Origin of the sequence: Hyphobacterium sp., from assembly GCF_965217055.1 — a bacterium.
In the GTDB taxonomy this organism is placed as follows: domain Bacteria; phylum Pseudomonadota; class Alphaproteobacteria; order Caulobacterales; family Maricaulaceae; genus Hyphobacterium.
Genome location: NZ_OZ244227.1, coordinates 595,652 through 619,945, shown reverse-complemented (window position 1 = coordinate 619,945; position 24,294 = coordinate 595,652). Strand labels below are relative to the sequence as shown.

The 24,294-nt window shown below is 62.8% G+C and carries 19 protein-coding genes, 1 other RNA gene and 1 pseudogene; 18 read left to right on the top strand and 3 right to left on the bottom strand.

All coding sequences use genetic code 11. The features are described 5' to 3' along the window. Window position 1: 1 nt before the first annotated feature. A pseudogene (metH, locus tag ACOOFN_RS03085) lies at window positions 2–3,714 on the top strand (methionine synthase). 66 nt (window positions 3,715–3,780) lie between these two features. Next, complete coding sequence (locus ACOOFN_RS03080) at window positions 3,781–4,944, top strand: hypothetical protein (protein WP_420433568.1); 1,164 nt, start codon at window positions 3,781–3,783, stop codon at window positions 4,942–4,944. 3 nt (window positions 4,945–4,947) lie between these two features. Here the strand turns inward: ACOOFN_RS03080 and ACOOFN_RS03075 are convergent, their stop codons facing one another. Next, window positions 4,948–5,799 carry a pirin family protein gene (locus tag ACOOFN_RS03075; protein WP_420433566.1) on the bottom strand — a complete coding sequence of 284 codons (852 nt, stop codon included), beginning with the start codon at window positions 5,797–5,799 and terminating at the stop codon, window positions 4,948–4,950. A 148-nt stretch (window positions 5,800–5,947) separates the two neighbouring features. Between ACOOFN_RS03075 and ACOOFN_RS03070 the strand changes: the two genes are divergently transcribed. Genes ACOOFN_RS03070 through ACOOFN_RS03055 form a run of 4 tightly spaced genes read left to right on the top strand, consistent with a single transcriptional unit; the run spans window position 5,948 to window position 8,968 of the window. Continuing rightward, entirely contained in the window at window positions 5,948–6,541 is a 594-nt protein-coding gene (locus ACOOFN_RS03070; protein WP_420433564.1) for a hypothetical protein, read from the top strand. Beyond that, window positions 6,526–6,984 (top strand): ATP-dependent zinc protease, encoded by a 459-nt coding sequence (locus ACOOFN_RS03065; RefSeq protein WP_420433562.1) that lies wholly within the window; start codon window positions 6,526–6,528, stop codon window positions 6,982–6,984. The genes ACOOFN_RS03070 and ACOOFN_RS03065 overlap by 16 nt, the downstream gene beginning before the upstream one ends. A gap of 44 nt (window positions 6,985–7,028) precedes the next feature. Next, window positions 7,029–7,934, top strand: a complete 906-nt coding sequence (rimK, locus tag ACOOFN_RS03060) for a 30S ribosomal protein S6--L-glutamate ligase (protein ID WP_420433560.1) — start codon at window positions 7,029–7,031, stop codon at window positions 7,932–7,934. Continuing rightward, window positions 7,931–8,968, top strand: a complete 1,038-nt coding sequence (locus tag ACOOFN_RS03055; RefSeq protein ID WP_420433558.1) for a succinylglutamate desuccinylase/aspartoacylase family protein — start codon at window positions 7,931–7,933, stop codon at window positions 8,966–8,968. The genes rimK and ACOOFN_RS03055 overlap by 4 nt, the downstream gene beginning before the upstream one ends. Window positions 8,969–9,080: 112 nt before the next feature. On the opposite strand, the gene ACOOFN_RS03050 is transcribed toward ACOOFN_RS03055, so the two are convergent. Both ACOOFN_RS03050 and ACOOFN_RS03045 read right to left on the bottom strand, forming a co-directional pair. After that, window positions 9,081–9,626, bottom strand: coding sequence for a fasciclin domain-containing protein (locus ACOOFN_RS03050; RefSeq protein WP_420433556.1), 546 nt, complete (start codon window positions 9,624–9,626; stop codon window positions 9,081–9,083). Window positions 9,627–9,791: 165 nt separating this feature from the next. Next, window positions 9,792–13,427 carry a hydantoinase B/oxoprolinase family protein gene (locus ACOOFN_RS03045; protein ID WP_420433554.1) on the bottom strand — a complete coding sequence of 1,212 codons (3,636 nt, stop codon included), beginning with the start codon at window positions 13,425–13,427 and terminating at the stop codon, window positions 9,792–9,794. On the opposite strand from ACOOFN_RS03045, the gene ACOOFN_RS03040 reads away from it, so the two are divergent. The 12 genes from ACOOFN_RS03040 to mraY all read left to right on the top strand — a co-directional run bounded on the left by ACOOFN_RS03040 (window position 13,411) and on the right by mraY (window position 24,292). After that, window positions 13,411–14,136 carry a TerB family tellurite resistance protein gene (locus ACOOFN_RS03040; RefSeq protein WP_420433552.1) on the top strand — a complete coding sequence of 242 codons (726 nt, stop codon included), beginning with the start codon at window positions 13,411–13,413 and terminating at the stop codon, window positions 14,134–14,136. The genes ACOOFN_RS03045 and ACOOFN_RS03040 overlap by 17 nt on opposite strands. A gap of 71 nt (window positions 14,137–14,207) precedes the next feature. Further along, window positions 14,208–14,504 (top strand): hypothetical protein, encoded by a 297-nt coding sequence (locus ACOOFN_RS03035; RefSeq protein WP_420433550.1) that lies wholly within the window; start codon window positions 14,208–14,210, stop codon window positions 14,502–14,504. 54 nt (window positions 14,505–14,558) lie between these two features. Then, a complete protein-coding gene (locus tag ACOOFN_RS03030) occupies window positions 14,559–15,473 on the top strand; it encodes a DMT family transporter (protein WP_420433548.1) in 915 nt (304 codons plus the stop codon). Further along, entirely contained in the window at window positions 15,464–16,138 is a 675-nt protein-coding gene (locus tag ACOOFN_RS03025; RefSeq protein ID WP_420434991.1) for an N-acetylmuramoyl-L-alanine amidase, read from the top strand. Before ACOOFN_RS03030 ends, ACOOFN_RS03025 begins: the two co-directional genes overlap by 10 nt. A gap of 34 nt (window positions 16,139–16,172) precedes the next feature. Beyond that, window positions 16,173–16,574: RNase P RNA component class A (gene rnpB / locus ACOOFN_RS03020), an RNA gene on the top strand. A 182-nt stretch (window positions 16,575–16,756) separates the two neighbouring features. Continuing rightward, window positions 16,757–17,221, top strand: a complete 465-nt coding sequence (locus ACOOFN_RS03015) for a division/cell wall cluster transcriptional repressor MraZ (protein WP_420433546.1) — start codon at window positions 16,757–16,759, stop codon at window positions 17,219–17,221. After that, window positions 17,218–18,210 (top strand): 16S rRNA (cytosine(1402)-N(4))-methyltransferase RsmH, encoded by a 993-nt coding sequence (rsmH, locus tag ACOOFN_RS03010; protein WP_420433544.1) that lies wholly within the window; start codon window positions 17,218–17,220, stop codon window positions 18,208–18,210. Before ACOOFN_RS03015 ends, rsmH begins: the two co-directional genes overlap by 4 nt. Further along, window positions 18,207–18,563: a cell division protein FtsL gene (gene ftsL, locus ACOOFN_RS03005; protein WP_420433542.1), complete on the top strand. Its 357-nt coding sequence runs from the start codon at window positions 18,207–18,209 to the stop codon at window positions 18,561–18,563. Before rsmH ends, ftsL begins: the two co-directional genes overlap by 4 nt. Beyond that, window positions 18,560–20,332: a peptidoglycan D,D-transpeptidase FtsI family protein gene (locus ACOOFN_RS03000; RefSeq protein WP_420433540.1), complete on the top strand. Its 1,773-nt coding sequence runs from the start codon at window positions 18,560–18,562 to the stop codon at window positions 20,330–20,332. The genes ftsL and ACOOFN_RS03000 overlap by 4 nt, the downstream gene beginning before the upstream one ends. After that, entirely contained in the window at window positions 20,329–21,777 is a 1,449-nt protein-coding gene (locus ACOOFN_RS02995; RefSeq protein ID WP_420433538.1) for a UDP-N-acetylmuramoyl-L-alanyl-D-glutamate--2,6-diaminopimelate ligase, read from the top strand. The genes ACOOFN_RS03000 and ACOOFN_RS02995 overlap by 4 nt, the downstream gene beginning before the upstream one ends. Further along, complete coding sequence (locus tag ACOOFN_RS02990) at window positions 21,770–23,176, top strand: UDP-N-acetylmuramoyl-tripeptide--D-alanyl-D-alanine ligase (protein WP_420433536.1); 1,407 nt, start codon at window positions 21,770–21,772, stop codon at window positions 23,174–23,176. Before ACOOFN_RS02995 ends, ACOOFN_RS02990 begins: the two co-directional genes overlap by 8 nt. Before the next feature lie 9 nt (window positions 23,177–23,185). Further along, a complete protein-coding gene (mraY, locus tag ACOOFN_RS02985; protein WP_420433534.1) occupies window positions 23,186–24,292 on the top strand; it encodes a phospho-N-acetylmuramoyl-pentapeptide-transferase in 1,107 nt (368 codons plus the stop codon). The last annotated feature ends 2 nt before the right edge of the window (window positions 24,293–24,294 follow it).

Here is a 24,294-nt window from a genome sequence, read left to right as displayed (position 1 = left end):
GATGCCGGAGCGATGTACGAGGATAAAGGCGCTGGAAGCCGCCGCACGCGAGCGCATCGTCGTGCTCGACGGGCCGAAGGGCACCGAAATCCAAAAGCGCGGCCTATCGGAGGACGATTTCCGCGGTGAGCGCTTTGCCGGGCATAATCGCGACCTCAAGGGCAATAATGACATCCTCAACCTCACTCGCCCGGACGTGATCCGCGATATCCATCGCGACTATGCCGAGGCGGGCGCGGAAATCATCTCCACCAATTCCTTCAACGCTAATGCGATCAGCCAGGGCGAATACGGGCTGGCGCAGGAAAGCTATGCAATCAACAAGGCGGCCGCTTCCATCGCCCGCGAAGTGGCGGACGCATTCGCGACGCCGGAGCGGCCGCGCTGGGTGGCCGGTGCCGTTGGACCGACCAATGCGACGCTGTCCATCTCGCCCGACGTCAACCGGCCGGAATTCCGCGCCACCGATTTCGACGCGATGGTCGCCGTCTATGCCGAAGCCGCGCGCGGCCTGATCGATGGCGGGGCGGACTATCTCCTGATCGAGACCGTGTTCGACACGCTGAACGCCAAGGCGGCGGTTGCGGCCGTGCGCGATCTCGAGACCGAGCGCGGCGAGCGCGTGCCGACGGCCTTGTCGATGACGGTCGTTGACCGCTCCGGCCGCAATCTGTCGGGCCAGACGGTCGAGGCCTTCTTTGCCTCCATCCGCCATGCCGATCCGGTCAGCGTCGGGATAAATTGCTCGCTCGGGGTTGAACAGCTCCGCCCCTATGTCTTTGTCCTGTCGCGCATCGCCGATACGCTGGTTCACGTCTACCCGAACGCCGGCTTGCCCAATGATCTCGGCGGCTATGATGAACCTCCGCAGGTGACCGCCGAGCATCTTGGCGAATGGGCCGGGTCCGGACTTGTCAACATTGTCGGTGGCTGTTGCGGTACTACGCCGGACCATACGCGCGCGATCGTCGAAGCAGTCGCTGGCTGTCCTGCGCGCGAAATCCCCGATCGCAAGCCCGCCATGCGCCTCTCGGGCCTCGAACCTTTCGAGCTGGCGTCATGACCGCCGCCCAGTCCTTCATCAATATCGGCGAGCGCACCAATGTCACGGGCTCGGCGCGCTTCCGCAAGCTGATTACCAATGGTGATTATAACGAAGCCCTGTCGGTCGCACGCCAGCAGGTCGAGAACGGCGCCCAGATCATCGACATCAACATGGATGAGGGTCTGCTGGATTCGAAAGCGGTGATGCGGACCTTCCTGCGCCTCATTGCTGGCGAACCGGACATTGCCCGCGTTCCGGTCATGATCGATTCGTCCAAATGGGAGGTGATCGAGGAGGGGCTGAAGAACGCCCAGGGCAAGGCCATCGTCAACTCGATCAGTCTGAAGGAAGGCGAAGCCCCCTTCCTCGAACAGGCCCGGCTGGTCCGCCGCTACGGCGCGGCTGTGGTTGTCATGGCTTTCGACGAGGATGGCCAGGCCGAGACCGCCGACCGCAAGTTTGCGATCTGCAAGCGGGCTTACGATCTGCTGACGACAAAGGCCGGCATTGCCCCCGCTGACATTATTTTCGACCCGAACATCTTTGCGGTCGCCACCGGTATTGCCGAGCATGACGATTACGCGGTGGCCTTCATCGAGGCGACCCGCCGCATTCGCGCCGAACTGCCGCACGCCCATGTCTCCGGCGGGGTGTCGAACCTGTCCTTTTCCTTCCGCGGCAACGAGCCGGTGCGCCGCGCCATGCACTCGGTCTTTCTCTATCACGCCATCCGGGCCGGGCTCGACATGGCCATCGTCAATGCCGGCCAGCTCGACATTTACGACCGCATCGAACCGGAACTGCGCGAGGCGGTCGAGGACGTGATCCTCAACCGCAAGCCGGGCGCTGCCGACCGGCTGCTGGAGATCGCCGAGCGTTATCGCGGAACCGACAAGGCGGAGGAAAAGGCGGCCGCCGAATGGCGCAGCTGGCCGGTCGCGAAACGCCTCGAGCACGCGCTTGTGCACGGCATTACCGACCATATCGACGAAGATACCGAAGAAGCCCGCCAGGCCTTCGACAAGCCGCTGGAAGTGATCGAAGGCCCGCTCATGGACGGCATGAATGTCGTCGGCGACCTGTTTGCCGCGGGCAAGATGTTCCTGCCTCAGGTCGTGAAATCCGCCCGCGTCATGAAGAAGGCCGTCGCCTGGCTGCTGCCCTATCTCGAAGAGGAAAAGCGCCGCTCCGGCAATGCCGGCAAGTCGAACGGCAAGATCGTGCTCGCCACGGTAAAGGGCGATGTCCACGATATCGGCAAGAACATCGTCGGCGTCGTCCTGCAGTGCAATGGCTACGAGATTGTCGATCTCGGCGTCATGGTGCCAGGATCCGACATCCTCGAGACGGCAAGGCGCGAAGGCGCCGACATTGTCGGCCTGTCCGGCCTGATCACGCCATCGCTGGACGAAATGGTGGAAGTCGCGCGCGAAATGCAGCGGCTCGATTTCGACCTTCCCTTGCTGATCGGCGGCGCCACCACCAGCCCGGCGCACACCGCGCTGCGCATCGAACCGGCCTACCAGGCCGGACCGGTCGTGCATGTCACGGATGCCAGCCGCGCTGTCGGTGTGGTGTCGAAACTCCTGTCGACGGAAAGTGGCGCCTTCGCGGATGAAAACCGCGTGACGCTGGCGAAAATCCGCGAAGTGCGGGCGCGCACGGATTCTGCGCGCAGCCGGCTGTCCCTCGACGCGGCCCGCGAGAACGCCTTTACCCCGCCTGCCTCACCGGTTGCGCGACCCCGGCAGCCCGGCCTCACCGTGATAGACGACATCACCGTTGCCGATCTCGTCCCCTATATCGACTGGACGCCTTTTTTCATCAGCTGGGACCTCAAGGGCAGCTATCCGAAGATACTCGACGATCCGCGGCGCGGCGAAGCGGCCCGGTCATTGCTGGAAGACGGCAAGGCCATGCTCGACCGGATCGTCGCGGAGAACTGGCTCTCGCCGCGTGGAATTGTCGGCCTCTGGCCAGCCAACCGGTTGGGTGACGACATTATTGTCTGGTCCGACGAAAGCCGGGCCGACGCCCGCGCCATTTTCTTCGGCCTGCGCCAGCAATCGGCCAAGTCGAACGACCGGCCACATCTCTCGCAATCGGACTTCGTAAAGGCCGAAGGCGAGGACTGGGTCGGCGGCTTCTGCGTCACCGCCGGCGAGACCGGTGACCGAACGGAGGCCTTCAAGTCGGAACAGGACGATTATTCGGCGATCATGTTCGCCGCCCTCGCGGATCGCATCGCCGAGGCGTTTGCGGAATATCTGCACGCCCGCGTGCGCCGGGAGATCTGGGGCTATGCACCCGACGAGTCCTTCTCGAATGCCGAACTGATCCAGGAAGCCTATCAGGGCATCCGTCCGGCACCGGGCTATCCCTCACAACCCGACCACACCGAGAAGCTCACCCTGTTCGAGCTGCTTGGTGCGCCGGAACGGATCGGCGTGGAGCTCACCGAGACACTGGCCATGACGCCCGCCTCCTCGGTGTCCGGCCTTTATCTGGCGCATCCGGACAGCGAATATTTTGTCGTCGGCCGCATTGGCGAGGACCAGGTCGCAGACTATGCCCGCCGCAAGGGCTGGACCTTGCGCGAAGCCGAAAAGGCGCTCGCTCCCATCCTCGGCTATGAGCCGGGCCGCGAAACCAGCCAGGATGCAGCCTGAACGCTTTGCCTGAATTTCGTCAACATTCTTCCGAAGGTTGTGTGCCTGTCTTGAGGGGAGGGGGACATGTTCCGGATTATCGGGTTGGTCTTGGTTGCGATGGTGGAGCCTTCGGCGGCGAGCGCGCAATGGACGGCCGAACAGCGCCTGTTGAGTATGTTTGAATGGATCCCGGAGGACCTTGATAGTCTGGATCCTGAAGACATCAGCCTTTATCAAAGACCGATACAGGGGTTTGGTTTTGTCGGCCGCGAAGACATCGCCGAAAGCATGCTCGAAAACGCGCCGAGCCTTACGAGTACCGAAGCCTGTCCCGAACGCGGCACAGTCGCGGATTTTCTCGAACAACTGGAAGCTGAAGCCGCCGACACCCGGATCGTGATGCTGAATGAATCGCATTTCGAACCGCGGCATCGGCTTTTGGTGGTGCAGATCGCGGAGCGACTCGTTGAGCAGGGCTACGAGTTCTTTGCGGCGGAAACATTCAACATTTGGGTTGCCGAGGGCCGGGCTCCGGGATCTGTGCCGTACAACATCGGCGCCTACTCGTATGAACCGGTCTATGCGCGCATGCTGCGCCGGATCGACGAGCTGTATCTGACGACATTAGCGTACGAGCAGACGCCGGAACAGGTTCCGGAAAATCCGGAAACCTGGGAAGAACGGATCAATGCGCGAGAGACCGCGCAGGCTGCCAACATGATGGACGCTTTGTTCGACCATGATCAGGATGCCAAAGTCATTATCTTTGTCGGCGGCGGACATCTTTTCGAGCAACCGGTCAATAATGAAGGCCGCGAGGAAGTCCGCTGGTTCGGCAACCGTCTGGCCGAGGCGACCGGCGTCAATCATGTAACGATTTATCAGACCAAATGTAGCTCCGAGGGAACAACGGTCTGGGCCGATGGCAGCGAAACGAATATTTCGCATCAGGTCGACCACTTCATCGCCCACCCGCCGGTCGAGTTCGAACGCAACCGTCCGACCTGGCGGCGCGAGATCGGCGATATCGATACCGACATCCCGGCCGAGCTCCTCTCCGAAAGCGAGCGGGTTATCGTCGAGGCGCACCCGGCGGGCGGCAGCACCGAGGAAGTCGCGATCGACCGCCTGATGCTGTTCCCCGGAGAAGACATACCGCTCCTCCTCCCGCCGGGCCGCTATGATGTCCGATCCTGGACTGCCGACGGCCTGCTCGGCGGTCCGGTCGAGATCAGTGTCGGCGACTAGGCGTCAGAACCGCCCCGACTGGTAGTCCAGCATCGCCTGGCGGACCTCGCCTTGCGTGTTCATCACGAAGGGCCCGCCGCGCGCCACCGGCTCCCGCAGCGGTTTGGCCGCGATCAGCAATAGCCGAGCGCCTTCGTTTCCGGCTTCCACCCGGGTCAGATCGCCTTCACCCAGCACGCCGAGCTCGCCGGCAGCAACCGCCATTGGCGCTTCACTGCCCGTGCGCGGCAGTAGGATCGCGCCGTCATGCACGGCGACGATTGCGGAATGCTCCGCCGGCAATGCTTCCTCGAATACGGCGTTCGGCTTCATCACGATTTCTGCGAGGAAAGGCTGTACGGTGATGTTCTTCACCGGTCCCTCGACGCCTGTTGATGTCTTGCCGGCCACGATCCTCGCGACCGCACCCTGGCGCGCCTCGACCGGAATGTCGTCCGGTGCGTATTCCTGATATCGCGCCGGTTTCATCTTCTCGGCGCGCGGCAGATTGATCCACAGCTGGAAGCCGGACATCAGCCCGTCCTCCTGCTCCGGCATTTCGGAGTGCACGATCCCGCCGGCGGCAGTCATCCATTGCACACCGCCCGCTTCGATCACGCCTTCATGTCCCTTGTTGTCCTTGTGGCGCATGCGGCCGGCGAACATGTAGGTCACTGTCTCGAAGCCGCGATGCGGGTGAGGCGGAAAGCCGGCGATGTAGTCGTCCGGGTTGTCGGAATGGAAATTGTCGAGCATCAGGAACGGGTCGATCTGCGGCAGGCGCGGCGTGCCGAGCAGCCGGTTCAGCTTGACGCCGGCGCCGTCGGTCGCGGCCATGCCGGGTTCGAGATGCACGAGCGTTCGGATCTGGGTCATGGATGGTCTCCTTTGCCACCGCATATGGGAGATGATCGGCCGGCGGACCAGCGAGCCCGTCGAAAACCCGGTTTTTCCGATCCGGCAGCAATGGACGTGTCTGGGCAATTCGGCTTAGCTTGGCGCCATGGATGACAGGAGGCAGGCCATGTTCCGGATGACCGTTTGTTCCGTTTTCGCCGCGCTGATGGTCGGCGCATGCAGCGGTGCCGAGCCGGGCGCGCAGCCTGCGCCCGGATCGCAGCAGAACGAGGCCGTTACCGAAACCGTGGCGGCAGGACTTCAGGGCCAGAGCTGGTCTTTGTCCAGCGAACTCTTCGGCTATTTCCTGCCGCAGGAAGATGTTAGCATCGGCACCATCCAGCTCGATCACATCTCCCTGTCCATGCAGTGGGAGGCGGAAGCCTACATGAATGGTGAGGCGGATGCCTATCCGCCCATCGGATTGAGTTTTGACGACACGTCCAGCCCCACCGGAACAGGCGAGTTGGGCAATACATATTACGAGGTGACGCACTGGATCCAGCCCGACATGTTTGCGGTGAATGATGAAGGAATGCAGTTCGCCGGCAGCCACGACCTGCTCGGTGAAATCCGCTTTTCCGGCACCTGGAATCGGGCACATATCGACGAGATGATGGCCGGTAATCCGCAGAATGCGCAGCAGGCGTTGACCGGCACGTTGATGGTCGGCGATGTCGTCTTCAGCGACGTCGCGTTTCAGGGATGGTTGGGCGATTGAACGAGAGCCGCAAACGCCGTTCGCAATTCACCATTGGCTGGCGCGAATGGGTCGACCTGCCTGATCTCGGCGGCGCCCGTATCAAAGCCAAGATCGACACAGGTGCGCGCACATCTGCGGTTCATGCTTGGGAGATCGAACCATTCGAACGCGATGGAGCCCCTTGGGTCCGGTTCGATCTGCACCCCAAGCAGAAGAACAATCACCACCGCATCGGCTGCGAGGCACCGGTGTTCGATGAACGGCTGATCCGGTCCTCGAACGGGCAGATCTCCAAGCGCTTCGTCATCCGCACCAGGTTGAAGCTGGGCAGTCGGACCTGGCCGATCGACCTTACACTCAGCCGACGTGACGAGATGGGGTTTCGCATGCTACTAGGTCGCACCGCGCTGCGGAGCCGGACACTCATCGACGCCGCAGCGTCCTATTTGTGTGGTAACTAGACCGCCGCGCACCGCGAAATTCCTAGCTTCAAATTGGTGACCCAATGCGCCTTGCCCTTCTTTGCCGCAATGCAGACCTCTACTCGCACAAGCGACTCGTCGAAGCGGCCGAAGAGCGCGGCCATGAAATCGATATCCTCGATACACTGCGCATCTACATGAATATCACATCGCACCGGCCAGCCCTGCACTATCGGGGTGAACAATTGCCGGAATATGACGCCGTGATACCCCGTATCGGAACGTCCATCACCAGCTACGGCACAGCGGTCGTGCGTCAGTTTGAAATGACCGGTGCCTGGTCGCTGGCGGAATCGGTTGCTATCACACGGTCGCGAGACAAGCTGCGCTCGCTCCAGCTTCTGTCGCGAGCCGGCATAGGATTGCCGGTCACGGCGTTCGCACATGACACGCGACAACTCGACGAATTGCTCGACATGGTGGGCGGAGAGCCGGTCGTCATCAAGCTTCTGGAAGGCACGCAGGGCGTCGGCGTGGTCCTTGCCGAAACACGCCGCTCGGCCAAATCCGTGATTGAAGCCTTTCGCGGCGCCAAGGTGAACATCCTGGTCCAGGAATTCATCAAGGAGGCCGGCGGCGCCGATATCCGGACGATCGTGGTCGGCGGAAAGGTCGTGGCGGCCATGAAACGCCAGGGTGCAGAAGGCGAATTTCGGTCGAATCTCCATCGCGGCGGTGGCGCAACCAAGATCAAGATCACACCCGAGGAGCGCGCGACCGCGGTTCGGGCTGCAAAAATAATGGGCTTGCACGTCTGCGGCGTGGATTTGCTGCGTGCCAACCACGGCCCGGTCGTGATGGAAGTCAATTCCTCGCCCGGCCTCGAAGGCATCGAAGGCGCGACCGGCCTCGATGTTGCTGGCCAAATCATCCAGCTGATCGAAAAAACAGCGAAACACGGCAAGACAAAGACGAAGGGCACGGGGTGACGCGCGAACCGTTTGTGATGGCCGGGAAGACGATCCTGCCCGGCAAAAGCGCCATTGTCGACATCCCGGTCTCGGTGCTTTCCGACCATACCCCGATGTCGATGGCGGCCCATGTGCTGCACGGCAAGCAGCCGGGGCCGACCGTCTTCGTCTCTGGAGCCATCCATGGCGATGAGATCATCGGCGTCGAGATCGTCCGCCGCCTGATCCGGACGCCGCAGCTGAAGCAGCTGAAGGGCACGCTGATCTGCGTGCCGATCGTCAACGGCTATGGTTTCATCAATCACTCGCGCTACCTGCCGGATCGCCGCGACCTCAACCGGTCATTCCCCGGCGCGACAAAAGGTTCGCTCGCTGCGCGGCTGGCCAAGATCTTCATGACCGAGATCGTGTCGCGCTGTGATGTGGGTATCGACCTGCATTCCGCCGCCCAGCACCGGGTCAACCTTCCGCAGATTCGCATCGACGGCGGGTCGAAGCGGGCTATGGAACTGGCTCAGTCGTTCGCGCCGCCCGTGATCATCCTGTCGAAACTGCGCGACGGCTCCTTGCGCCAGGCAGCGCGCGATCTCGGCAAGGACGTCCTCGTCTATGAGTGCGGTGAAGCCCTTCGCTTTGACGAGACGGCATTGCGCATTGGCGTGACCGGCGTGCTGCGCGTCCTGCGAAAGCTCGGCATGCTGAACCAGGACAAGCGTATGCGGACGCCCCTGCAGCCCGATGTCAGCAAGTCCAGTGAATGGATGCGCGCGACCATGGGCGGCGTCTTGCGCGCCTACAAGACCATTGGCGCCTGGGTGGAAGAGGGCGAGGTCGTCGCGGGACTGTCCGATCCGCTGGGCCAGCAGGAGACCGAGGTCAAATCACCGGCGACCGGGCTCATCATCGGACGGACCATGCTGCCCATCGTCAATGAAGGCGATGCGCTGTTTCATATTGCGGAAGTCGTCAAACCCATCACCGAGGACGGCCACACCGAACTGGAACAGGCTTTCGAGGGGCATCCGCTCTTCGACGAAGACGAGATTCTCTGACCCCGAAACGAAGACCGCCCGCAGACAGGGCATTGTCTGCGGGCGGCAATTCAGAGCGGGCCATTGGGACAGGGAAGGGGCGACCCGGCTCCGTCTTTACGTGACCTGCCGACTAGTGGGTGTCGGGCATGATCACTTCATTGATGACGTGAATGACGCCATTGGATGCATCAACATCGGCGGAAACAACAGTGGCGCCGTCAATCATGACCGAACCGTGGGTCGCGTTGATGTCGATTGTGTCGCCCTGGACGGACTCGACGGAAAGTTCCTGACCGGCCAGGTCGGCGGCGAAATACTCGCCGGCAACAACGTGATAGGTCAGGATGGCAACAAGCTGGTCGCGGTTTTCCGGTTGCAGCAGCGAATTGATCGTGTCTTCGCCGAGCGCCGCAAAAGCGTCATCCGTCGGAGCGAAGACCGTGAACGGGCCTTCGCCGCGCAGAGTCTCAACAAGGCCGGCTGCCTGGAGGGCCGCGACCAAGGTGGCGAACGAACCGGCATTGATCGCCGTGTCGACGATGTCATCCTGCATCGTTTGATGGCTGCCATGGCCGTCCATCAGCTTGGCTTTGATGGCAGAGGTATTGGCGTCGTGGGCCAGCGCGGGAGCTGCTAAGGCGGTCGCGGCGGCAAGAGAGATCATGATGTTGCGCATTGAGGTGAACTCCTGAGTCGTTGGGGGACAGGGCAATCTGGGCTGCCCAAGGCCTGCGCTTTTCTGCGGCAGGCAAGAGGTTTTACGACCACCGGATGCGGGTGGATCGGCTGATTAAACATGATTAATTTTGGCGGTTCGGGGTGGGAATCGCGGGGTTACGCTCTATGCGGCGCCATACCCGCCGCCGCCCGGCGTGGCGATTTCGATCGCGTCGCCGGCTTGAACCGCGACCGAGAACAGCCCCGCCAGCTGGACGATCTCGCCGTCTGCGCGGATCAGGCGTTGGACGCCGCATGACGCGTCGCCACCACCGGCCAGCCCGGCCGGTGCTTCGCGCCGGTGCGAGGACAGCAGCGCGACCTCCATCGGTTCGAGGAATTCGAGCCGCCGGATCGACCCATCGCCGCCGCGGAAGGCGCCATCGCCCCCGGAATTTTCGCGGATACGGTGCGCACATACTCTCACCGGATAACGCCGCTCCAGGACTTCGGGATCGGTCATCCGCGAATTGGTCATATGGGTGTGAATTGCATCCGTGCCGGCGAACCCGTTTCCGTCAGCATCGATGCCCGCCCCTGAGCCGCCGCAGATCGTCTCGTAATACTGGAGCCGGTCATTGCCGAAGGTCAGATTGTTCATTGTTCCCTGGGCGGCCGCCATTCGCCCGGTAGCAGCAAACAGCACATCAACCACCATCTGGCTGGTCTCGACATTGCCAGCCACCACGGCCGCCGGCGGCTTCGGATTGAGTAGACAGCCTTCGGGGATGATCAGCTCGATCGGTTTGAGGCAGCCCTCATTGAGAGGGATCTGGTCGCCGACGAGGCAACGGAAGACATAGAGCACGGCAGCGCGTGCCACACTCGATGGCGCATTGAAATTGGACCTCAGCTGAGCGCTTGTCCCGGCGAAATCGACAACAGCAGAACGTGTTTCGCGATCGACCCGGATTGCCACCCGGACTTCTGCGCCATCGTCGAGCCGGATCCGGGCGGACCCGTTCTGCAGAGCGCCGATGACGCGGCGGACGGCGCGCTCGGCATTGTCCTGAACATGTCCCATATAGGCTCGCACAACGTCCAGACCGTGATCGTCCACCAGGCGGTTCAGCTCGGCAGCTCCCTTGGCACAGGCGGCAAGCTGGGCCTTGAGGTCGGCAATGTTCTGGTCCGGATTGCGTGCCGGGAATGGGCCGCTTTCCAGGACACCCCGGACGATTTCGGTCAGGAAATGCCCGTCGCGCATGATGACGTCATTGGCAAAGGATACGCCTTCTTCCTCGATCGAGGTCGAGAAAGGCGGCATCGAGCCCGGCGCGATACCCCCGACATCTGCATGATGACCGCGTGCCGCGACATAGAAAAGCCGCTCGCCGGAGTCGGCATGGACTGGCACCACGACGGTGATGTCGGGCAAATGCGTGCCGCCTTCATAAGGCGCGTTAACGGCGACAGCATCACCGGGCCCGAGCCCTGGATGCGCCGCTACCGCGGACTTCACACTCGCCGACATCGAGCCGAGATGCACCGGCATGTGCGGCGCGTTCGCGACCAGCCCGCCCTCGGCATCAAACACCGCGCAGGAAAAATCCAGGCGCTCCTTCATGTTGACGGAATGCGCCGTGCGCTCCAGCGCCACGCCCATTTGTTCGGCGACCGACATGAACCGCTTGTTGAACAATTCCAGCCGAATCGGATCCAGCGACGTCGATCGTACTTGCGTGACTGCGCGTTTTGCGAGCTCGAGCACGAGCATCCCATCTTCGAGGCGGTGTGCCGTCCAGCCAGGGTCTACGACAATTGTCGAGTTCGGTTCGACGATCAGCGCCGGTCCGCCAAGCCGGGCGCCGGCGCCCAGGCCGGAAAGGTCGTGCACGGGCCAGTCCCGCCAGCCACCGCCATCGAACACTGCGCGGTGCTCGACTGGCTCGAGGTCCGTTTCCCGCGGCAGATCGATTGTCCATCCCGAAGCGCCGGGCGGATTGGCCTCGGCCGCCGCGGCGACCGATTCAATAATGAGATCTCCGTCCGGCACGAAGCCGAAGAGGCGCCGGTGCGCGCTTTCAAAAGCGTCCCGCATCCGGTCGTCATCGCCGATTTCGACCGGGATGGCTGTATCGGAGCCGGCGACCCTCAATCGGACCTCGCCCTGCACTTTGATGGCCTCTGGCGGCGCACCCTGTTCCGCGAGGATTTCGCTGGCGGCAGTGGAGAGTGCTTCCAGCTTGCGTCGCGCCGCGCCGAGATGCGTCTCGAAGCGCGAACCGATGGAGGCCTCGCGGGTTTCCCGCAATTCGGCCAGGCCAATGCCGAGTGCTGATAACAGGCCCGCGTACGGGTGGATGAGTACGGTCTTGATACCGATTGCTTCGGCAACCTTGCAGGCATGCTGACCGCCGGCGCCTCCAAAGGCGGCGAGGGCATAACGACCTGGATCCACACCTTCACCGATTGAAATCTGCTTGATCGCCTGTGCCATGTTCTCGACCGCAACGGCCAGGAATCCGGCGGCAGCAGCTTCGGCGCTGTCGAGGCCCATCTGGCTCGCCAGCCCGGTGAGCGCGTCGCGGCTTGCCCGGGCATCAAGCGGGCTCTGCCCGTCGGATCCGAAACTGTGCGGGAAATGGTCCGGCTGGATGCGCCCCAGAACAATATTGGCATCGGTCACGGCAGCCGGTCCGCCGCGGCCATAGCCGGCCGGGCCGGGCAAGGCGCCGGCGCTGTCGGGGCCGACCCGCGCCCGTTCGCCATCGAAAAACAGGACCGAGCCGCCACCGGCTGCTACCGTATGCACGGCCAACATCGGTGCGCGCAGGCGCTGGCCGGCAATCACCGCCTCGCCGACCCGCGCGTAGCGATCACCGTCAAAGCGCGAGACATCCGTCGATGTGCCGCCCATGTCAAAGCCGATCACGTGTGGGTATCCGGCTCTCTGTGCTGTCCGCGCCATGCCCACAACGCCGCCCGCCGGACCGGACAGCACGGCATCGCGCGCGGCAAAGGTCTGCGCCGAGGTCAGTCCGCCGGAGGACTGCATGAAGTAGAGGGGGGCGCCGTCGAGGCGATCCGCCACTCGTCCGGCATAGTCCTTCAGAACCGGCGTCAGATAGGCATCAAGTACCGTCGTCGAAGCGCGCGGTACCAATTTTACGAGCGGGCTGGCCTCGACGGACGTGATTACCGTCTCGAACCCGATCTCCCGGGCAAGCTGAGCAATATATTTCTCATGCGAACGATCGGCCGTTGAGTGCATCAGCGCGATCGCACAGGTCGTGCACCCGCCGCGTCGCGCCGCTTCCAGGGCCGATGCGACGGCTTTCGCATCGACGGCTGTGATTTCGCGGCCGTCGGCGCTCATCCGGGCGGGCACCTCGACGACACGATGGTGCAGCGGAGCCGGGCGCCTGATCTCCAGAGCGAAAATGTCCGGTCGGGTCTGGTCGCCGATAACGAGCAGATCCGCGAACCCTTTGGTCACGACGAGGCATGTGGCCGCGCCCTTCCGCTCCAGCAGGGCGTTTGTCGCCACCGTCGTGCCCATCTTCACAGCCGTGATCTTCCCCTCGGGGACAGGGTCAGTGTCCGCCAATTCGAGACAACGGCGCACGCCTTGCGATGCGGCGTCCTCGTAGTCGGGGTTCTCCGACAGCAGCTTCATCGCTGTCAGACGGCCGTCGGGTTGCCGCGCAATGATGTCGGTGAAGGTGCCGCCGCGGTCGATCCAGAATTCCCAGGTGCTAGACACGCCTTCTAATCCCCTCGACCCGGCGTTACATGGAGGCGTGGAGACTAGACTCATGGGCTTCTGGCGCAAGCTGACAGACTTCATTACCGGACAGCCGGATCCCTTCGATTGCGAAGGCGAGGACTGCGGTCCCGGGCATCGCGTCGACGATGCCGATTTCGCCATGGCACTGATCGGGCTGGGCGCCAAGATGGCCAAGGCTGACGGGGTCGTGACCCGCGACGAGATCGCTGCATTCCAGCAGGTTTTCCATGCACCGCCCGAAGGGCGTGACGTGATCGCTCGCGCTTTCAACCTGGCAAAGGAAACCACGCTCGGTTTCGATGGATATGCCCGCCGGCTGGCCCGTCGTTTCCGCCAGAATTCCGCCGTGCTGGAAGACGTGATGGACGGGCTTTTCCACATCGCCAAATCAGATGGAGTCGTCACCGATTCGGAGCTCGACTATCTCGAGACCGTCGCCGGGATTTTCGGATTCTCGGCGCTGGAATTCCGCCGCATGCGTATGTCACACGGCCTCATCGACGCGAATGATCCCTACGTCATCCTCGGGATCGACCCGGATGTTTCCGACGCCGAACTGCGCCAGGCTTACCGCCGCATGGCGTCGCGAAATCATCCCGATGCCCTGATTGCGCGCGGTGTTCCTGCAGAATTACAACGGCTTGCGGTCGATAAGATGGCAGCTATCAACGCGGCCTACGCAGAGATAAGGGACGAGCGGGCGCTCAATCCCCCTGAAAATAACGTGACAGGTGATTGACGCGGCGCGCCTCGGCCCCAAGATTATAGGGCGAGCATTGAGTAGTCTCGCGCGTGCTGAAAGGGGCAGACATGACCCAGACACAAACCTTCCGTTTCCCGCACACAGCCGGCAATTGGCTGCGCGCGCTCATCGCTGCCGTTCTTGCGGTGGCGTTTTTCGGCATGGTTCTGATGTTCGCCGCGATTTTCGCGGCGGCAGCGCTCGTCGTGATCGGCGCCGCAATGCTGGCGGGCGGCGCCTGGTGGCTGTGGCGCAAGGTCCGCGGTGGCAAGCGTGATGACGAGGATGACGGCATCACCGTTCTGGTGGCGCGTCATGGCCCGTCAGGCTGGACAGTCGACGGCGACGACCAGAAGCGCGACTGAATTCGTAACACTCTGTCACTTGGTGAATTTCGGGCGTCGGTATAGGCCGCTCGGATGTCATCGCGCGACTTTTTTGCCTTCATGCTGGTCTGCCTCTTCTGGGGGCTGAATTTCGTGGTCGCGAAGTTTGCGGTAACCGGCGCACCGGGCTGGGTGCCTGGCTTTGAGGGCGTACCCCCGATCGGGTTTGCTTTCCTGCGGTTCGCCGTTCTGGCTGTGCTGTTGCTGCCTTTCCTGCGACCCTGGCCCAGACAATGGTTGACCCTCGCTGGCGTGGCGTTGGGCATGGGGGCAGCGCAGTACACATTCATCTTCATCGGACTGCAAACGGCGACACCTTCGGCCATGGCGCTGGTGCTTCAGAGCGGGGTTCCCATGGTCACACTGCTGTCCGTGGTCTGGCTCAAGGAGCGCATTGGCTGGGTTCGGGGCGGCGCCACCGTGCTGGCCATACTCGGCGTCGTGCTGGTCGTCGCAAACCCTGCCGAGCTCACCCTCTCTGTGGGCTTGCTGTTCGGCCTGGCTGCCGCCTTCGTCGCCTCTGTCGCGATGATCCTGATCCGCCGCATCGACATGAAACCCATGCGTTTGCAGGCCTGGATTGGCCTATTGTCGTCGCCGGTCTTGCTGATCGGCACCGCGGCGTTCGAGAGCGGCCAGGTGGAAGCCGTGACCGCCGGCGGTTGGATGTTCCTGGCCGCACTCTTCTTCACCGTCGTGCTGGTCAACATATACGGCCACGGTGTGTTCTATTTCGTGCTTCAGAAATACGAGACCACGCTGGTCGCGCCGCTGACGCTGATGGCGCCCCTGATCGGCGTCGTGTCCGGCGTCATGATCACCGGCGACCGCTTCGGCCCGACTTTGGTCGTGGGCGGATTGATGACGCTGCTCGGGGCCGGTATCGTCGCGTCCCGGCCGAACAAGCAATTGCCGAAGGCCCCGCTGGTGCGCGAGGAATCGCTTTGAACATCATCCAGGCCCGTTCGCCGAATCACAATGCACGTGCCAAGCCGATCAGCCTGATCGTGTTGCATTATACCGGCATGGAAAGCGGCGAGGCAGCGCTTGCGCGGATGTGCGATGCCGAGGCGGGAGTCTCGGCCCATTACATGATTGAGGAAGACGGGCGTGTCTTTCAGTTGGTCGACGAGAGCCGTCGCGCCTGGCATGCCGGTGTCTCGGAATGGGCGGGCGAAACCGATATCAACTCGGTTTCCATCGGCATCGAGATCGTCAATGGCGGTCACGATTTTGGCTTGCCTGATTATCCCCAGGCGCAAATTAACTGCGTTATTTCGCTAGTGAAGGAAATCATGCGCCGTTATGGCATTCCGCCGCACCGGGTCGTCGGCCATTCGGATGTCGCGCCCGGCCGCAAGCAGGATCCGGGCGAGAAATTCCCGTGGGACCAGTTGGCCGAGGCGGGTTGTGGTCTGTTCCCGAAAGCGCCTGGCGAGGCCGGTGACGCCTCGGCACAGTTCGCCGCCATTGGTTACGGGCTGGAGGCGGGCGAACGCGCGGTAGTCAAGGCGTTTCAGCGCCATTATCGCCCTGCGCGGGTTGACGGCGTGCTCGATCCGGAGACTGCGCGCCTGGTCGCGGCGGTGGCTGCTCTGACCCCCATTCCTTGACCTTCGACTGCAAAACCACGACATAAGCGGCGGGTCAGGCGGCCGGGCGGCCGCTCTTGCAGGTCCCGAAAGGGTGCAAGGGAGGAAAGTCCGGGCTCCGGAAAGGCAAGGTGCCGGGTAACGCCCGGCGGGGGTAACCCCAGGGATAGCGCCACAGAGAACAGACCGCCTGCCATCGCTTTCGCGACGGCGGGTAAGGGTGAAACGGTGCGGTAAGAGCGCACCGCCCCGACCGCAAGGAAGGGGGCACGGCAAGCCCCACCTGGAGCAAGACCGAATAGGGATGGACGCGGGTTTCCCGCACGCCCGCCTTACGGCGCCATCCGGGTAGGTCGCGTCAGGCATGCCGCAAGGTGTGTCGCAGAGGAATGGTCGTCGCGTTCTTTCCGTAACGGAAAGAATGGCACAGAACCCGGCTTACAGGCCGCCTGACCCGCCTTTTCCACACTTTTCCACAAAAATGTTCTTGAACTGTTCTTTTTGTGCGCCGCAACAAGCGCCGCGAATACTTGTACGCAGCATTAAAAAGTGCCGTTTTCAGGCCATTCTCCATTGTTTCCCATCAATTCCCATGTTATCCCATTGTTAACCGCACGAGCTGCGGCAGGGGAGGCACTGGTGTTCGTATCGACCGCCACGAATGGGATTGATGCTAAGGGCCGCGTATCGGTTCCGGCAGGATTCCGCTCAAATGTCTCAGGTGGACCTTTCGACGGCATTTACGTCTGGCCCAGCTTCGATGGCCCCTGGCTGGAGGGCGGCGGGCAGGCGTTGATGGACGATTATCTCGACATGATCGAGGACATGGATCCCTATGATGACGCCCGACAGGCACTCGAACAGTCGATTTTCGGCGCAGCTCGCACACTGTCATTCGATGCGAATGGCCGCATTACGTTGCCCCGGGAGCTGGCCGATCATGCAGATCTGAACGGCAAGGCAACATTTGTCGGGCTGGGTCGCCGTTTTGAGATCTGGAACCCGGAAAGCTACGACAAGCGCGCGTCATCGGCCCGCAGCTTCGCCAAGGAAAACAAGCTCAAGCTTCGTCGTCCGCGGCGGCGCGAGGAGGCGGGCACATGAACCATGTTCCCGTCCTGCTTGATGAAGTGCTCCACGCGCTCGAACCCCGCGACGGCGCGCTCTATGTCGACGGCACGTTTGGCGCCGGCGGTTACAGCCGTGCCATCCTGGCAGCGGCCGACTGTCGCGTTCTGGGTATCGACCGCGATCCCAATGTGCGCCCCGTCGGTGAGGACCTGAAGCAGGCATCGGGTGGCCGTTTCGTCCTCGTAGAAGCGCCATTTTCCGAGATGCAGAACGTAGTCGAAGGCGCCGGAGGTCAGACAGTCGACGGTATCGTGCTCGATCTCGGTGTATCCTCGATGCAGCTCGATCAGGCCGAGCGGGGCTTCTCCTTTTCGCGGCCGGGCCCGCTCGACATGCGCATGAGCGGCGCCGGGCCGAGTGCCGCTGACGCCATTGCACAGCTCTCCGAAAGAGAGCTCGCGGATATTCTCTATATCTATGGTGACGAGCGCAAATCCCGCCGCGTCGCTGCAGCAATCGTGCGCCAGCGTGATGCGCAGCCTTTCGAGACGACCGACCAGCTTGCAGAAATCGTCGCCCGCGCGATTGGTGGCAAGCCCGGCAAGACCCATCCGGCAACCCGCGTCTTCCAGGCGCTCCGCATCTTCATCAATGACGAGATGGGTGAACTGGTTCGCGCGCTGCATGCAGCGGAACAGATTCTCGCGCCGCTGGGTCGCATCGTGGTGGTCACTTTCCATTCGCTGGAAGACCGCATCGTCAAGACTTTCTTCCGTGCACGCGCTGGCCTGGGTGCAGGCGGCTCGCGCCATTTGCCGGAAATCGAGCAGGGGCCCGAACCGTCTTTGCGACTCCTTACCCGCAAGGCCATCGAGCCTTCGCGCGAGGAGATTAACGTTAACCCGCGCGCCCGTTCGGCGCGTCTTAGAGCTGCCATACGCACTGATGCCCCGGCATGGCCGGAAGAACACGCCCTGTTTCCCACCGCGCCGTCACTCGAACGGCTGGAGGTCTCCTCATGATCCGTGCTCTCAATGTGCTCGCCTTTATCGTGGCTTCCGTGCTTGCGGTCGCGCTCTACATTGCGAAGACAGAAGCGCAGGAAGCCCGCGAGAGGCTTGCGGAGATGCGCTCGGATCTCGCTGAGGAACGCCGCCAGATCAACGTGTTGCGCGTTGACATCGCGCATCTCGAGGATCCTGACCGATTGCGGGCACTGGCCCGGCAGTATCTTGGCTTCGAACCTCTGGACCCGCGTCGCGAGGTCTCGATGTCGGACCTGCCGCTGCTGATTGAGCCAGCCAACCGCACCGTTGCAGTCGCTGGTGATGGTGCGGAAGCCGCCAATGTCCGGCAAACCGGGGGGCGGCAGTGATCCGCTTCTGGCGGCCTCGCAACAAATTGCGCCGGACACTGGAGTCCTACGCGGATATCCGACCCTTGCCGGAAACGGCACCCGACAATCTGACCCGCGTCCTGCGCGTGGAAAATGAAGACGCCTCGATCGTCGAGGACGCGCGCCGGCGCATGGCCGTTATCGGTTTTACCCTGGTCATCGCCTTTGCCGCCCTCGGCTTTCGCGCCCTGGAACTCGCCTTTTCCGGAGGTGAGGCCGTGGCGTCCGTCCCTGTCCAGGCTGAAATTCGCCGCGGCGATCTTGTCGACCGCAATGGCCAGGTGCTGGCGACGACACTGGAGACCTGGTCGCTTTTCGGCGACCCGCAACTGGTCTGGGACGCGCGCGAGACGGCCGAGGCGCTGGTGACGGTTTTGCCCGAACTCGACGTCGACGAACTGACCGCAGATCTCTCTTCGAGGCGCCGGTTTGTCTGGATCCAGCGTAATCTCACCCCGCGTCAACGTCAGGCCGTTTTCGCGCTCGGTATGCCGGGCCTTGAATTCCGCACCGAGCCGCGGCGGGTCTATCCGCGCGGCCGACTCGCCGCGCATGCCATCGGTCATGCCAGTCGCGACCTTGAGGGCCTTGCCGGCGCCGAACAGGCCTTCAACTCGGCCCTCGCTAATGATGGCGGCCGCCCGGTTCCGCTGTCGATCGACATGGGCGTGCAATTCCATGTCGACGAGGTGTTGCGCCGTTACATGGCGGAATTCCAGGCGCTGTCAGCGACCGGTATCGTTATGGATGTCGAGACCGGCGAGATCATGAGCCTGGTGTCCTTGCCGGATTTTGATCCCAATCGCGCCGGCGAAGCGGACGCGGGAGATCGCCTCAACCGGGCGCTCCAGGCACGTTACGAAATGGGGTCCACCTTCAAGGCCTTCACGGTTGCCCTTGCATTGGAGCAAGGTATTGCCGAGCCCGGCGAAACTTTCGATGCGACATCGCCAATCCGCGTCGGCGGGCATACGATCGAGGACTTCCACGCCGAGAACCGTGCGCTGACACTGGAAGAGATTTTCACGCATTCCTCCAATATCGGTTCCTCGCTGATTGCGATGGAAGCCGGCGCCGACGCGCAGCGCGACCTGTTGCAGCGTCTGCGTCTCCTCGAGCGTGCTCCGGTCGAGCTGGCGGAAAGCGCAACTCCGCTGCTGCCGCGCCAATGGGGTCCGACCGAAACAGCCACCATTTCGTATGGGCACGGCATTGCGGTCAGCCCGCTGGCCGTCGCCTCGGCGTTTGCAGCGATTGCAAATGGCGGCGTTTATGTCCGCCCGACCCTGCGCCCTGTGCGTCCCGGCGAGACAGTGGCAGGCGAACAGGTCATTGCCCCGCATGTCGCCCAAGGCGTTCTCGACTTGATGAGGGAAGTCGTCGCCAACGGCACGGGTGGGCGTGCCGACGCACCGGGATTCCGTGTTGCCGGCAAGACTGGCACCGCCGAGCGGCCGGGACGGGGAGGGTATGACGAGGACCGGCTGATATCCTCTTTCTCCGCCGTCTTTCCCTATGATGATCCGCAGTATGTCGTGCTGGTCGTGCTCGAGGAGCCACAAGGCACCAGCGCGACCTATGGCTATGCAACAGGTGGGTGGACGGCGGCCCCCGCAGCAGGCGAAATCATATCCAGGATCGCCTCGATTCTGGGGGTCGAGCAGGAGGACGATCCACTCACGCGCTCGGCGCTCGTGCGCGCGGCCCTGACCCCCGATCCCGAACCCGTGGTGAGACCGGACGAGTGAAACTGTCAGATCTGATATCTCCCGGCGAAGCCGGTGGTCCCGATGTAGAGATTGCCGGACTGACGCTGGACAGCCGGGCCGTGAAGCCCGGTTTCCTTTTTGCGGCGCTGCCCGGGCTGACCGTTGATGGGCGCGATTATATTCCGCAGGCGATCGCGGCGGGCGCGGTCGCGGTTCTGACCGAAGCCGGCGTGACCGTCGACGGTGCGCTGGCCATTCATGACGCTGACCCGGTGCACCGCTTTGCCGAGATCGCAGCGCGGTTCTATCCGTGTCAGCCAGGCGTGATTGCCGCGGTGACCGGGACCAATGGGAAAAGCTCGACAGTGGATTTCCTGCGTCAAATCTGGCGCCGCGCCGGCATCGACGGGGCCAGTCTCGGAACGCTGGGCGTGGCCCGCGGCGAGGGCTGGATCGAGACCGGTTATACAACGCCCGATGCCGCTGCCGTGCACGCGGCGCTCGACAAGCTTGCCACAGACGGTTGCACGCACCTGGCGATGGAAGCCTCGAGCCACGGTCTCAAGCAGAAGCGAATGGACGCGGTCAGGGTCACGCTGACCGGATTCACCAACCTGACGCAGGATCATCTCGACTATCACCCAGATTTTGCGGACTATTTTGCCAGCAAGATGAAATTGTTCCTCGAACTCGCCGAGGACGGTTCGCCGGCGATTATCAATGTCGATTCCGACTGGGGTGGCGAAGTCGCACAGAAATCCGCTGCCCGCGGCCTCGATGTTACCCAGGTCGGCTGGAGCGGTCGTGACTGGCGTATCCGCGAGCTTGCGCCGAAACCCGCGAGCCAGGTTGTGACACTGGAAATCAATGGCAAGACGCACAAGATCGAATTGCCGCTTGTCGGCGAATTCCAGGTGGCCAATGCGGTCGGTGCGGCTGCGATGGCGACGCGGTCGGGTGTTGATCTCGACGCGGCGCTGGCGGGGATCGGTGAACTTGACGGGGTGCCGGGGCGGCTCGAGCTCGCAGCGCGAACATCCGCTGGTGCGCCGGTTCTTGTCGATTTTGCACACACGCCTGACGGTCTCGACAAGCTTATCCGTGCCGCCCGCCCGCATACCCGAGGCCGGATATTCATTGTCTTCGGCTGCGGCGGTGATCGCGACCCCACCAAGCGCCGGCCGATGGGCGAGATCGCGGTAAGGCTCGCAGATCGGGTCATCGTCACCGATGACAATCCGCGTTCCGAAGACCCGGCCACAATTCGGGCGGCCGTCTTGCAGGGTGCAAGGGGTGCCCTGGAGATCGGCGATCGCGCCCAGGCGATCCGCGCCGCCCTCGAGACAATGACAGGTGACGACACTTTGCTGATTGCCGGCAAGGGGCATGAAACCGGTCAAAAGATCGGCGACATCGTTCATCCTTTCGACGACCGCGAGGAAGCCCGCAAGGCTGTTGCCGCGATGGGAGGGGCCAATGGCTGACCCTCTCTGGACAGCCCGCGAAGCCGTGGCGGCGACCGCCGGTGAACTCGTCCCCGAAAATGGCTGGAACGCAACCGGTATTTCGATCGACACGCGGACCCTCAAGCCGGGCGATCTGTTCGTCGCCCTGCAGGATCAGCGCGACGGGCATGATTTCGTGCCCGATGCCATGGCGCGCGGCGCTGCGGCTGCTCTAGTGGCGCGGACCGATTGTGGTCCCGGCAACAAGCTTGTTGTCGGTGAGACGCTGGAAGGCTTGCGCGCTCTGGCGCGATACGCTCGCGATCGCTCACGCGCGATCCGTGTTGCGGTGACCGGCAGTGTCGGAAAGACCAGCGTCAAGGAAGCCCTCGCCACGGTCTTCCGCAGCGTCGGGAGCGCGCATGCATCGCAGAAATCCTACAACAATCACTGGGGCGTGCCTCTGACGGTCGCGATGATGCCGCGCGACACCGATCGAGCGGTCTACGAAATGGGCATGAATCATGCCGGCGAGATCCGCGAACTATCGACGCTTGCGCGGCCGCATGTTGCGCTGATCACGAAAATTGCGCCGGCGCATCTGCAAAATCTGGGTTCCATGGAGGCGATCGCGGATGCGAAGGCGGAGATCTTCGAAGGGCTGCACCCCGACGGCGTCGCGATTTTTCCGGCCGACGATGATCAGAGCGCTCGCTTGCGCGAGCACGCAGCGCATAGCGCAGCAGCTTTCATGCTGGAGTTTGGTCGGGCCGAGGGCGCAGCCGTACGGATCGAGGATTTCGAGACCGGACCCGAAGGTGGACGCGGGCGTGTGTCGGTACTCGGCAAATCCGTTGGATTTCATGTTCCGGCAGCGGGCACCCATTGGGCCTGGAACGCCGCGGCAATTTTCGCGACCGCCGTCGCCGCCGGCGTCGATGCCGAAGCGACCGCAGATGCGTTGGCCACGATTTCGGCCGGTGACGGACGAGGTGCCAGCCGACAGGTCGCGCACGGCGATGGCCATTTCACGCTGATCGACGACAGCTACAATGCCAATCCCGCGTCGATGGCTTCGGGACTGTCGGTGCTCGGCGCAACCCAGCCGCAGGGCGGGCGCCGGATCGCGGTGCTGGGCGAAATGCTCGAACTGGGCCCTGGCGCTCCCGCCATGCATCGTGCCCTGCTTGATCCACTCGACGCCGCGTCGGTCGACGCCGTTTTCCTTGCCGGCGATGGCATGCAGCCGTTGGCTGACGCGCTTTCCGGCGACCGGCTGGTCGCGTTCGAAACCGAAGCTGACGACCTGAAACCTGCACTCGTGAGTTACATTGCGCCGGGTGATGTGGTGTTTGTGAAAGGATCGAACGCATCGGGCGTCCACAGAATTGCCCGAATGCTGGCCGAACACTCATTCGGCGCTCGGGGACAGGGATAAAAACTCGATATGTTGGAATGGCTGCTGCTGCCTTACGCTGAAGACTTCGCACTCTTCAACCTGTTGAATTACATCACTTTCCGGACCGGTGGGGCGTTGATGACAGCGCTCCTGATTGCGATGGTCGGCGGTGCGCCTTTCATTCGCTGGCTCAAGAAAAAACAGCGCGAAGGACAGCCCATTCGCGAAGACGGTCCGGAGCGTCACATCATCGAGAAGGCGGGTACGCCGACTATGGGCGGGTTTCTCATCCTCGTCGGTATCGTGATCGGCACACTGCTCTGGGGCGATCTCTCCAACCAGTATCTCTGGGTCGTGCTGTTCGTCACCACAGGCTACGGAGCGATCGGTTTCATCGACGATTTCCGCAAGGTCACGCAGAAATCGACGGCCGGCCTGTCTGGCCGGATGAAACTCCTGTTGCAGTTTGTAATCGGCGGCATTGCCATTTGGTGGATGACCAGCCTGCTCGGGCAGGCGCCGGACGTGCCGGAAGGCTATGCGACATCGGTCGCCATTCCCTTTTTCAAGGATGTGTTGATACCGCTCGGACCCTTTTTCCTGATCTTCGGAACCCTTGTCATCGCATTCTCGTCGAATGCCGTGAACCTGACGGATGGGCTGGACGGCTTGGCCATCGTGCCGGTGATGATTGCCGCTGCCAGCTTCGGCTTCATCGCCTACATCGTCGGCAACTATGTTTTCGCGGATTACCTGCAGCTCAATTTCACACCGGGCACCGGTGAACTCGCCGTGTTCTGCGGCGCCCTGCTCGGCGCCTCGCTGGGTTTCCTCTGGTACAATGCGCCTCCGGCCATGGTGTTCATGGGCGATACCGGTTCGCTGTCGCTTGGGGGAGCCATCGGCGCCATTGCCGTAGCGGTCAAGCACGAGGTGGTGCTGGCAATCATTGGCGGCCTGTTTGTGCTGGAGGCCGTCTCCGTGATGGTGCAGATCGCGTCATTCAAACTGTTCGGCAAGCGCGTCTTCAAGATGGCACCGATCCATCACCACTTCGAGAAGATGGGCTGGCAGGAGCCGACCATCGTGGTCCGCTTCTGGATCATCGCCGTGATTCTCGCCATGATCGGTCTCTCGACGCTGAAGCTGCGTTAGGC

What these genes read in the sequence shown, in the direction of transcription:
- ACOOFN_RS03075 (WP_420433566.1), bottom strand. Translation starts at nt 5,799, where the DNA reads ATGACCCAGATCCGAACGCTCGTGCATCTCGAACCCGGCATGGCCGCG.
- ACOOFN_RS03070 (WP_420433564.1), top strand. Translation starts at nt 5,948, where the DNA reads ATGTTCCGGATGACCGTTTGTTCCGTTTTCGCCGCGCTGATGGTCGGC.
- ftsL (WP_420433542.1), top strand. Translation starts at nt 18,207, where the DNA reads ATGATCCGTGCTCTCAATGTGCTCGCCTTTATCGTGGCTTCCGTGCTT.
- ACOOFN_RS03030 (WP_420433548.1), top strand. Translation starts at nt 14,559, where the DNA reads ATGTCATCGCGCGACTTTTTTGCCTTCATGCTGGTCTGCCTCTTCTGG.
- mraY (WP_420433534.1), top strand. Translation starts at nt 23,186, where the DNA reads ATGTTGGAATGGCTGCTGCTGCCTTACGCTGAAGACTTCGCACTCTTC.
- rsmH (WP_420433544.1), top strand. Translation starts at nt 17,218, where the DNA reads ATGAACCATGTTCCCGTCCTGCTTGATGAAGTGCTCCACGCGCTCGAA.
- ACOOFN_RS02990 (WP_420433536.1), top strand. Translation starts at nt 21,770, where the DNA reads ATGGCTGACCCTCTCTGGACAGCCCGCGAAGCCGTGGCGGCGACCGCC.
- ACOOFN_RS03050 (WP_420433556.1), bottom strand. Translation starts at nt 9,626, where the DNA reads ATGCGCAACATCATGATCTCTCTTGCCGCCGCGACCGCCTTAGCAGCT.
- ACOOFN_RS03045 (WP_420433554.1), bottom strand. Translation starts at nt 13,427, where the DNA reads ATGAGTCTAGTCTCCACGCCTCCATGTAACGCCGGGTCGAGGGGATTA.
- ACOOFN_RS03080 (WP_420433568.1), top strand. Translation starts at nt 3,781, where the DNA reads ATGTTCCGGATTATCGGGTTGGTCTTGGTTGCGATGGTGGAGCCTTCG.
- ACOOFN_RS03065 (WP_420433562.1), top strand. Translation starts at nt 6,526, where the DNA reads ATGGTTGGGCGATTGAACGAGAGCCGCAAACGCCGTTCGCAATTCACC.
- rimK (WP_420433560.1), top strand. Translation starts at nt 7,029, where the DNA reads ATGCGCCTTGCCCTTCTTTGCCGCAATGCAGACCTCTACTCGCACAAG.
- ACOOFN_RS03035 (WP_420433550.1), top strand. Translation starts at nt 14,208, where the DNA reads ATGACCCAGACACAAACCTTCCGTTTCCCGCACACAGCCGGCAATTGG.